The sequence below is a fragment of the Pseudomonas sp. GM33 genome (assembly GCF_000282295.1).
GTDB lineage: Bacteria > Pseudomonadota > Gammaproteobacteria > Pseudomonadales > Pseudomonadaceae > Aquipseudomonas > Aquipseudomonas laurylsulfatiphila.
The window spans coordinates 1-11,287 of sequence record NZ_AKJO01000136.1 but is presented as its reverse complement, the minus strand read 5'-3'; the positions used below and the strand labels follow the sequence as shown (position 1 = coordinate 11,287).

At 65.1% G+C, this 11,287-nt stretch carries 2 protein-coding genes; both read right to left on the bottom strand.

The window, feature by feature from the left end:
• Window positions 1–125: 125 nt before the first annotated feature.
• Window positions 126–1,091 (bottom strand): alpha/beta hydrolase, encoded by a 966-nt coding sequence (locus PMI26_RS06715; RefSeq protein ID WP_007977922.1) that lies wholly within the window; start codon window positions 1,089–1,091, stop codon window positions 126–128.
• A 298-nt stretch (window positions 1,092–1,389) separates the two neighbouring features.
• A partial coding sequence (locus PMI26_RS06720; protein WP_007977920.1) for a non-ribosomal peptide synthetase occupies window positions 1,390–11,287 on the bottom strand: 9,898 nt, incomplete at its 5' end.

The window sequence follows — 11,287 nt, the reverse complement described above, 5'->3', positions numbered from 1 at the left end:
GCGAGCTTGCTCGCGATGGCGTTGGGTCAGACACATAGATGTTGAATGTACGACCGCTATCGCGAGCAAGCTCGCTCCCACAGGGGTTGTGCTTAACTGATCGACCTCAGGGCAATTCCCACAAATCAGACTAGGCTTTCGCTGATCTGCGCCGCCAATTGCACCAGCATCCCCGGCACTTCCTGGACCATCTCGCCCATGCGCGCAAAGTCGTGGGTCATGCCGGCCTTTACCTCCAGCACCAGGGGTTGCCCCGTGGTCCGCAGTTTTTCGGCCCAGGCCAAACCTTCATCGAGCAATGGATCGTACTCGGCCAGCCAAAGCACCGTCGGCGTCAGGCGTTGCAGTCCTTCGGCGTACAGCGGTGAAAAACGCCAGTCGGCACGATCCGCTTCGCTGCGTTGGTATTGCTGGTAGAACCATTCCAGCGTGGTGGCTTCCAGCAGATAGCCTTCGGCGAATCGCTCGAGCGACGGGCGTTTTTTTACCGCATCGATCACCGGGTACAGCAACACTTGCAGGCGCGGCACCAGCGGCCATCCCAGCGGGTCCTGGGCCATGGCGATGCACAGCGATGCCACCAGGCTGCCGCCGACGCTATCCCCTGCCAGCGCAATGCGCCTCGCGTCCAGTCCCAAGGCTTGAGCACCGGTAACAGCCAGCCAGCGCGTCACGTCTTCGGCATCGTTGTAAGCGGTGGGGAAACGGTGTTCCGGCGCCAGCCGATAGTCCGCCGACAACACGGCAAATTCCCCTGCCAGCGCCAGACGCCGGCACAGGGTGTCGTGGGAATCGAGGCTGCCCACCACGTAGCCGCCGCCATGGAAGTACAACAACACCGGGCGCGGCTCGCCGTCCGGTTGCGCTTTGGCGTACAGCCGCGCATTGAGCACATACCCGTCCCGCGCAGGAAGGCTGACCGCCGTCACCGTCAATGCGCCCATCGGGGTGGCATCGAGCAACTGCGATGTCTGTTCGAATTGCTGCCGGGCTTCGCCAGGCGACAGCTCGTGCATGGGTTGGCTTTTGCCGCTGAGGCGGCCGAACTCGGCCAGTTCCAGAAAACCTTCGATGTCCGGGTGCAGTGCCATGGGCGGTAGTCTCCAAAAAATAAACAGGCTTGCCCTGGTAAACGAACCGGGAGGGTCGTTCATTAGGGCTCAATGAAGATCCTCCCAAGCCGAACGAAAAACCTGTGGCGAGGGAGCTTGCTTGTGGCGAGGGAGCTTGCTCCCGCTGGGTCGCGAAGCGGCCCCAAAACCTGTGATCGCGGTTAGCCAGACATACCGCGTTGTTCGGGTTTGCGACTGCTTCGCAGCCGAGCGGGAGCAAGCTCCCTCGCCACAGGCAAGCCCCCCTTACCACAGGCAGCCCCTTCGCCACAGAGGATCAGCTTTGCGGCACCACCTCCCGACCAAGCAGCGCCACCACGGCATCCAGGCACTCATCCTGCTGCAGGATATCGAAGTGCCCGGCCTTCACCGTTTGCACCTGTCGCAACCGCGGTTGCTGGCGCTCCAGCGTGGCGCGTTCGGCCGTCGGGTTGCCGTCGGCCCACCAGCAATGCAGCCCGGCTTGCGGAATCGGCAGGGTGTCGACCTGCCGCGACAGGGCCTTCAAGCGCGTGCTGACCATGAAGGTCTGGGCCAGCTCATCGGCACCGAGCAGCGCGTACCCGTTGGCCTGATCGCTTTGGCTGTCGATCACCGCGCGAATGATCCGCGCCACGGCATCGTGGTCCCCCGCCGACTCGGTACTCAACGCCCGGGCGATCACCTCGCCATCCATGCCCAGGGTTGCACCGAGGAACTCGGCCAGATCCACACGCCACTCATCCGCACTGGCAACGGCATTGGCCTGGGTCGGTACAAAGCTGTCCACCAGACCGACGAATGCCACGCGCTGGCCCTGCTGTTCGAACAGCTCACTCACCAGCAACGCCAAGGCCCCGCCCAGCGACCAGCCCAGCACGTGGTACGGCCCCTGGGGTTGTCGGGCGCAGATCGCCGCGACGTAGTCGGCGGCCATCTGCGAAAGCGAGGTGTCGTGCCACTGCCGGTCGAGCAGCATCCGGCATTGCACGCCGTACACCGTGCGCTCACCGTCCAGGCGCCGGGCCAGCGGCTCGTAATCGAACACCGTGCCGAAACCGGCGTGCAGGCAGAACAATGCCGGCTGATCCGCCATCAGCTGATTGAGCAGCAACAGCGGTTGCGGACTCTGGCGCACGGGCTGTTCATCGACACCGGACAACCCGGCAATCGTCGGCTTGGCCATCATGTCGCGCAGCTTGATCTGGAAATCCGGCGCGTTCAGCGCACGCACTTTCGAGATCACCTTGAGGGTGCGCAGTGAATCACCACCCAACTCGAAGAAGTTGTCGGTGATACCGACCTTCTCGATGCCCAGCACCTGTTGCCAGATGTCCGCCAGCGCCCATTCCAGCGGCGTGCGCGGGGCCACGTAGTCACGGCCGGTAAAGGCCGGATCCGGCAGGGCCTTGCGGTCGAGCTTGCCGTTGGGTGTCAGCGGGAAGCGCGGCAGCACCACCACCTGCGTCGGCACCATGTAGTCGGGCAGGCTTTCGCGCAATGCCGCCTGGCAACGCGGGCCGAGGCCATCGTCTTGCGCCGCCACCACATAGCCCACCAGTTGCGGCCCCTGGCCGTTGTCCCGCACGACCACCAGCGCATCGTTGACCCCGGCCTGCTCGCGCAAGCGGGCTTCGATTTCGCCCAGTTCGATGCGGAAGCCGCGCACCTTGACCTGATGGTCGATGCGCCCGACGTAGTCGAACACGCCATCCTCGCGGCGGCGCACCAGGTCACCGGTGCGGTACAGGCGCCCGCCTTCAGGGCTGAACGGATCGGCGACGAAGCGCTCGGCGCTCTGCCACGGATGACGATGGTAACCGCGCGCGACACCCCGTCCGCCGATGTACAACTCACCGACCATACCCACCGGCAGCGGGTTGAGGTCCATGTCCAGCACGTGCAGGCTGCGGCTGCCGACGCGTTGGCCAATCGGCGCGTACATCGCCTGGCAATGGCCGTCGGCGGCGATCTTCCACAGCAGCGGCGTGACCACGGCTTCCGTCGGGCCGTAGCCGTTGACCAGGTATTGCGGCTTGAGTGTGTGCTTGACCCGCTCGAACGTGGCGTCCGGCACCGCATCGCCACCGAAGCAGTAGATGCGCACCGGCGGTGGATCACCGCCCTGCAATTCGGCGTGCTCGGCCAGTTGCAGCAGGTACGCCGGGGGGAAGCAGGCGACGCTGATTCGCTGGCGGTGCAGCACAGCCAGGGTCTGTTCGGCGGTCCACAACGTATTGTCGCGAATGACCAGGGTCGAGCCGCTGATCAGCGCGGTGATCCAGCGTTCATGGGCGCCATCGAAGGCGAACGACATGAAGTGCAGTTCGCGATTGCCCGGGTCCATCTCATATAGCTCGGCGATGGCCTGTACGTGCATGCTCAGGGGGCCGTGGGCGACGGCGACGCTCTTCGGTTTGCCGGTCGAGCCGGAGGTGTAGATCAGGTAAGCCAGTTGCTCGGCGTGCACAGCACGTTGCGGTGCCGACACCTCGACGTCGAGGTTCAATCGGTCCACCGCGACCATGACCGTGCCCGGATTCAACTGCGCTGTGTCGCGCAGCCGTTCCTGGGTCAGCAGCAGGCGCATGTCGCTGTCGGCCATCATGTAGCGCAGGCGTTCCTGCGGGTATTGCGGGTCCAGCGGCACGTAGGCGGCGCCACACTTCATCACTGCCAGCAGCGACACCACCAGCTCCAGCGAACGCTCCATGAACACACCGATCACGTCTTCGGCCTGTACGCCTTGTTCCAGCAGATGCACCGCCAGCGCATCGGAGCGCCGATCCAGCTCGGCGTAGCTCAGGTGCTCGGCGTCGCGCTCGGCATAACTGAGCACCAGCGCCGTGTGATCCGGTTGCAGTCGCGCACGCTGACGGATCAGCTCGTGCACCGGTGTCTCGTCACCGTCCGCCACCACCGGCCGTTCGCCGTCCAGCGCCCGGCCTTCGTCCAGGGTCAGCAGGCCCAGCTCGCCGACGGCACGCCTGGCGTCGTCGCACAGGCGCTGCATCAGGCTTTCCATGTGGCCGCGCAGGGTTTCGACGGTCGCCAGATCGAACTGGTCGCGCTGGTGCATGTACTCGATGCGCAGCCCCTCGTCGAGGCTGACCATCAGGTCCATGGCGAAGCTGGTCAGGCCGAAGTCGGACACGTCTTCGAAGCGCAGCGAGTCGCCGTTCCATTCGCGCAGGGTGCGGTCCACCGGCTGGTTTTCGAAGACGATGATGCTGTCGAACAACGACTGCCCGCCCTGCCCGGCCCAGCGCTGGATATCGCTCAGCGGGGTTTGCTGGAAGTCGCGGATATCGAGGTTGCAGGCCTGGATCTCGCGCAGCCAGTTACCAACGCGGGCCTCGGTCGGCACGCTGTTGACCACCGGCAAGGTGTTGATGAACAGCCCGAGCATGTTCTCGGAGCCGTTGAGGGTTTCCGGGCGCCCGGACACGGTGGCGCCGAACGTCACCGTGCGCTGGCCGGTGTAGCGCTGCAACAGCAGCAACCACGCGGCTTGCACCAGGGTGTTGAGCGTCACCTGCTGTTGCTGGGCAAAGGCCTGCAAACGCGCAGTCTGCCCGGCACTGAGGTGCGTATAGATCGCGTGGTAACCCGCTTGCGGCGCCTTCACCGGCAAGGCGCGGGCCAGGTGCGTGGCGCCTTCGAGGTTGGCGAGTTTGCCTTTCCAGAACGCCTCGCTGGCCTCGGCGACTTGCTGGCCGAGCCAGTCGATGTAGTCGCGGTAGGCGGCCACCGGCTCGTGCTCATCGCCGCTGTAATGGCGCAGCGCTTCACCGATCAGGCGCGACACGCTCCAGCCGTCCATGAGGATGTGGTGGTAGGTCCAGATCAGGCGATAGCGGTCGTCTTCCAGACGCACCAGCAACAGGCGCAACAAGGGCGCGCGATTGAGTGAGAATCCGCGTTCACGCTCCTCCAGGGCCAGTTGGCGGACGCGTTCAGGCTGATCATCCAGCCCGCGCCAGTCCAGCTCGGTCAGCAGCGCAGGCGCATCGCGCCGCACCACTTGCAGCGGCTCCTTGTCGCCTTCCCAGAGGAATGCGGTGCGCAGAATCCCGTGACGTTGGGCGGCATCGGCCCAGGCTTCACGGAAACGCGCGCCATCCACGCCGCGCACGCCCACTTCGATCTGGTTGACGTACAGCCCCGAATCGCCGTCCTGCACCGAGTGGAAGAGCATGCCTTGCTGCATTGGCGAAAGCGGATAAACGTCCTCGACTTCGTCCGCTGTCAGTTCCAGCGCCTGATATTGCGCTTCACTCAGTTCGATTTTTTCTGCCGGTGCAACCACAGTCGGCACGGCTTGATCCGCTGCGACGGGTTGGGCGACCGTGGCCAGTTCGGCGAGGGTCGGATGGCTGAACACATGCTTGGGCGAAATGCTCAAGCCGGCCTTGCGTGCGCGGCTGACGGCCTGGATCGAGACGATGGAATCGCCGCCCAGCTCGAAGAAGTTGTCGTGCATGCCCACTTGCGGCACTTCGAACAACGCCTGCCACACCGCTTGCAGCGTCGCTTCCACGGCACTGCGCGGCGCAACGTATTCGCGTACTTGCTGGTCCGGTTGCGGCAATGCGCGGCGGTCGAGCTTGCCGTTGGGTGTCACCGGCAACTGATCGAGCAGCAACAGGTGGCTTGGCTGCATATGCTCGGGCAGCGCGTTGCGCAGGTGTTGCTTGAGTGGCTCAAGGTCCGCATGACCGACAACGTAAGCCACCAATTGCTTGGACTTGCCGACATCGAGGGCGATCACCACGGCTTCGCGCACCTGTGGATGCTCCAGCAGGCAGGCTTCGATTTCCCCCAGCTCGATGCGCAAGCCGCGGATCTTCACTTGATGGTCGATGCGGCCGACGTATTCGATCACGCCGTCCTCGCGATAGCGCGCCAGATCGCCGGTGCGATACAGGCGCTCGCCCTGCTCACCGAACGGGCTGGCGACGAAGCGCTCGGCGGTCAGGTCCGCACGGTTGTGGTAACCCCGGGCCAGGCCGATGCCACCCAGGTACAGCTCGCCCACACAACCCTGCACCTGCGGTTGCAGGCTGTCGTCGAGGATGTAGGTCACCAGGTTGGCAATCGGATAACCGATCGGCACGCTGAACCCGCCGTCATCGACACAGATCCAGTGGGTCACGTCGATCGCCGCTTCGGTCGGGCCGTACAGGTTGTACAGGCCGACGTCCGGCAGGACGCGGAACAGGCTGTGCTGCAGGTCTGCCGACAAGGCCTCGCCGCTGCACATGATCTGCCGCAGGCTGGCGCAGCGCTCGAAGCCTTCGCCCTGGACAAACGCCTGCAACATCGACGGCACAAAATGCAGGGTGCTGACCCGGTACTGCTCGATCAGGCTGACCAGTTGCGCCGGATCGCGATGGGCACCCGGCTCGGCCACGGCCAGCCGCGCGCCGGTCATCAGCGGCCAGAAGAACTCCCAGACCGACACGTCGAAACTGAACGGAGTTTTCTGCAACACGGTATCGCGCCCGTCCAGCGGATAGGCGCCCTGCATCCACGCCAGGCGGTTGTACAAGGCATCGTGACGGTTGGCCGCGCCCTTGGGTTTGCCGGTGGAACCGGAGGTGTAGATCATGTAAGCCAGCGATTGCAGCTCGACCACACAGGGCAGGTTTTCCTCGCTCAGCCCTTCGAGCAGCGGCGCCATGTCGTCCAGGCAGATCGCCGTGGTGGCGGCCGGAATCGGCAACTGCTCAAGCAAATGACGCTGGGTCAGCAGCAGGTGCACGCCACTGTCGTCGAACATGTGCTCCAGGCGTTCGCGCGGGTAGTCCGGGTCCAGCGGCACGTAGGCGCCACCGGCCTTCATGATCGCCAGCAAACCGATCACCAGTTCCAGCGAGCGCTCGGCAGCGATGCCCACCAACACTTCGGCGCCCACACCCTGGCTGCGCAACAGGTGCGCCAGTCGGTTGGCCTGTTGGTTGAGCTGGCGATAACTCAGGGTCCGGCCGGCAAACACCAGGGCCGGGGCCTCCGGGGTTTGCAGCACCTGGGCTTCGAAGCACTGGTAGACCGGGCGCACATCCGCCCAGTCCTGTGCGGTACGGTTGTAGCCTTCGACCTGTTGCGCCGTTTGCACGGCATCGAGCAGGCTCAAGCGCCCCAATGGCTGCTGTGGCGCGCAAACCATGGTATCGAGCAAGGCAACCAGCCGCGAACTCAAACCTTCGATGGCCTCGGCGCTGAACAGCGCCGTGTCGTAGTTGAAACGCAGGTCCAGGCATTCGCCCAGCTCGGCGGCGATGGCCAGCGGGAAACTGGTCTGGTCGTGGTTGCTGATGCCGGAGAATTTCAGCGCGCTGCTGTTGCCCTCCTCCAACGCTTGCGCCACCGGGTAGTTTTCGAACACCAGCAGGGTGTCGAACAGCGCCTCGCCGGAATGACCGGCCCAGCGCTGCACATCCGCCAGCGGCGTGTACTCGACTTCGCGCAACCTGAGGTTGAGCGCCTGGACTTCATCGATCCATTGGCTGACCGTGCGCTCGGGGTGCGGCGTGGCGATCACCGGCAAGGTGTTGATGAACAACCCGATCTGCTGCTCGATGCCTTGCAGTTCACTCGGACGCCCCGACACCGTGGCGCCGAACGCGACCGTCGACTGGCCGGTGTAGCGCTGCAATATCAACAGCCATGCCGCTTGCAGCAGGGTGTTGGGCGTGACGCGGGCCTGGCGGGCGAAACCACTGAGACGTTCGGTGGCCGCGCGGTCCAGGCTGAGGTGCAGGGTGCGATGACCGCTGCCCTGCCCTGCATCCGGGCCCGGCAAGGCACCGGCCAGTCGCGTTGGCTCGCTGAACGCCTGCAATTGCTCCAGCCAGAACGCTTCGCACGCAGCGCGATCACGGGTGCCCAGCCAGCTCATGTAGTCGCGATAACGACCAACACCCGGCGCCGGCATGACACCGGAGTAGCGCTGCAGCACTTCGCCGAACAACTGCGAGGTGCTCCAGCCGTCCAGCAGGATGTGGTGGTTGGTGAAGATCAGGTGATGGCTGTCATCGGCGGTCTGCACCAGGGTCAGGCGCAGCAGTGGCGCCGCCGTCAGGTCGAAACCGCGCAGGCGATCGTCCTCGGCCAGTCGCTCCAGCGCGTGCGGCAGATCAGGCCGGTCGCGCCAGTCGAGCAGGCTCATCGGCAGCGTAGCGTCGGCCAGGATCACTTGCAGCGGTCGCGAGCCATTGCTTTCGCTGAAGAACGCCGCGCGCAGCACTTCATGGCGTGCCAGCGTCTGCTGCCAGGCGTCGCGGAACGCCGCGACGTCCAGCCCCTGCACATCCACGCGCATTTGCGGCACGTAGGCACCGGCATCCGGGGCGAACAGGCTGTGGAACAACATGCCTTGCTGCATCGGCGACAGCGGCAGGATGTCTTCGATGCGGCTGGCCGCCAGCGGCAAGGCATCGAGCTGCGCCTGATCGACGCGCACCAGCGGTACGTCGCTCGGGGTCAAGCCACCGGCACCGCTCAGGCAATGTTCGATCAGCCGTTGCAACTCCATGGCATAGGCATCGGCCAGGAACTGTACGGTTTGCGCTTTGAACAGGTCGCTACTGAAGGTCCAGCTCAGGCGCAGTTGGCCAGCGTAGACCTGGCCGTTGATGCTCAGGCCCCGGTCCAGCTCGGCCGAGGCGCCCTGCTCGGCGCCGCCGCTTTCCTTCGCCGGACGCCACGGCGCCTGCTCGTCGAAGCTGGCGTCGAACTGGCCCATGTAGTTGAAGGTGACCTGGGGTGACGGCAGATCCTCGAGGCCAACGTCGGCCAGATAGCGCAGGATGCCGAAGCCGATGCCTTTGTCGGGCACGGCGCGCAGCTGTTCCTTGACCGCCTTGATGCTCGCGGCCAGGTCGTCGGCCGGGGTGAGCTTGACCGGGAAAATCGAGGTGAACCAGCCGAGGGTGCGGGTCAGGTCGATGTCGTCGAACAGGTCTTCGCGGCCGTGGCCTTCCAGTTTGACCAGGGTCGACGATTGACCGGTCCATTGCCCCAGTACCCGCGCCAGGGCCGTCAGCAACAGGTCGTTGACCTGGGTGCGGTAAGCCGCGGGGGCCTCTTGCAGCAGTTGGCGGGTCAAGGTGCTGTCGAGCACGGTTTCCACGCTGACGGCGTGCCGGCTGGCCAGGCTGCCTTGCGGGTTGTCCGCCGGCAGTTGCACCGCAACGTCCTGGTATTGGGCTTGCCAGTAAGCGGCTTGCTGCGCCAGCGCCGGGCTGTGCGCATGGCGTTGCAAACGTGCGGCCCAGGCCTGATAGGCGCTGGTCTTGGCCGGCAGGCGCAGCGGTTCGGCCCGACGTGCCTGAGCGTAGGCGGCTTGCAGGTCTTCGAGTAGCAGGCGCCAGGAAACGCCGTCCACCGCCAGGTGATGCACCACCAGCAACAGGCGCTGGCCTGCCGTACCCATGTCCACCAGCAAGGCACGCAGCAGCGGGCCGTCCTGCAGGTTCAGGCTCGCCTGTGCGGCATTGCACAGTTCAAGCAGTTCATCGGCATCGGCGGCTTGGCGCTGCCAAAGTACATCGGCGCGGCTCCACTGCTCGGCTTGTGCCTGTTGCCAGACACCATCGACCTGACGCAAGCGCAGGCGCAATGCATCGTGATGTTCCAGCAACGCCGCCAGCGCCTGTTGCAGGCAGCCGCTGTCGAGCGGCTCGCGCAGTTCCAGCAATACCGACTGGTTCCAGTGATGACGGGCTTCGATGGTTTGTTCGAAGAACCAGTGCTGGATCGGCGTCAGCAATACGTCACCGCGCACCGGCCCCTGATCGATGACCAGCCCGGCGCTGCGCACGGCGACCTTCGCCAGACCCTGCACGGTCTGGTGCTGGAACAGGTCGCGCGGGGTGATGCGAATCCCGGCCTGACGCGCGCGGCTGACCACCTGGATGGAGATGATCGAGTCGCCGCCCAGCTCGAAGAAGTTGTCATCGATGCCTACGCGCTCGAGCTTGAGCACGTCTTGCCAGATCGCCGCCAACTCGCTTTGCAGCTCATCCATCGGCGCCGTGTAAGCCTGCTGCGCCAGCGCCGCATCAGGCTTGGGCAGTGCGTTGCGATCCAGCTTGCCGTTGCTGGTCAGCGGCCAGTGGTCGAGTCTGATCAGGTGCGCCGGCACCATGTAGTCCGGCAGACCGCCCTGCAAATGTTCGCGCAGGGACTGGCGCAAATCCTTGTCGTCGTGGGTCGCGGTGAACCACGCCACCAGTTGCTGGCTGCCGTTGACCTGCGGTGCCAGGACCAGCGCCTGCTCGATGGCCGGATGGCTTTGCAGGCGGTCCTGGATTTCCCCCAGTTCGATGCGAAAGCCACGGATCTTCACCTGATGGTCGATACGCCCGGCGTACTCGATGCTGCCATCGGCGCAATAACGCGCCAGGTCGCCGGTGCGATACAGGCGTGCGCCCGGCTCAGCGGCGAACAGGTCCGGCACAAAACGCGTGACGGTCAGGTCGGCACGCTGGTGATAACCCCGGGCCAGACCGGCACCGCCGACGTACAGCTCACCGACGCAGCCCTTGGCCACCGGGTTCAGGCGCGGGTCGAGCACGTACCAGCGCAGGTCGGTGATCGGCTCGCCCAGCGGCGAGCTGTTGGCGCCATCGAGGTCAGCGCGGGACAGCGGGCGGTAGGTCACGTGCACCGTGGTTTCGGTGATGCCGTACATGTTGATCAGCAACGGCTGCCGGTCGTCGAAAGCGTCGTACCACGGCCGCAGGCTGGCCACGTCCAGCGCCTCGCCACCGAACACCACGTAACGCAGGGCCATGCCCGGCGCGTTGGCGCAGGCGAACGGCATCAACTGGCGGAAGGCCGAGGGGGTCTGGTTGAGTACCGTGACACCCTCATCACTGAGCAAGCGGGCGAAGTCTTCCGGGGAGCGGCTGACCGCGTGCGGCACCACCACCAGCTTGCCGCCGTAGAACAGCGCGCCAAAGATTTCCCATACGGAAAAGTCGAAGGCATAGGAATGGAACAGGCTCCAGACGTCGTCCCCATTGAAACCGAACCAGTGCCCGGTGGCGCTGAACAGGCGGGTCAGGTTGCTGTGGGGCAGCAGCGTGCCCTTGGGTTTGCCGGTGGAGCCGGAGGTGTAGATGACGTAGGCCAGGTTCTGCGGGCTGGTCAGGTTCGGCAGGTTGTCGGCGCTGGCCTCCTCGAGCCAG

Bases quoted from the DNA above. Each gene is read 5' to 3' on its own strand.
- PMI26_RS06715 (WP_007977922.1), bottom strand. From the start codon at position 1,091: ATGGCACTGCACCCGGACATCGAAGGTTTTCTGGAACTGGCCGAGTTC.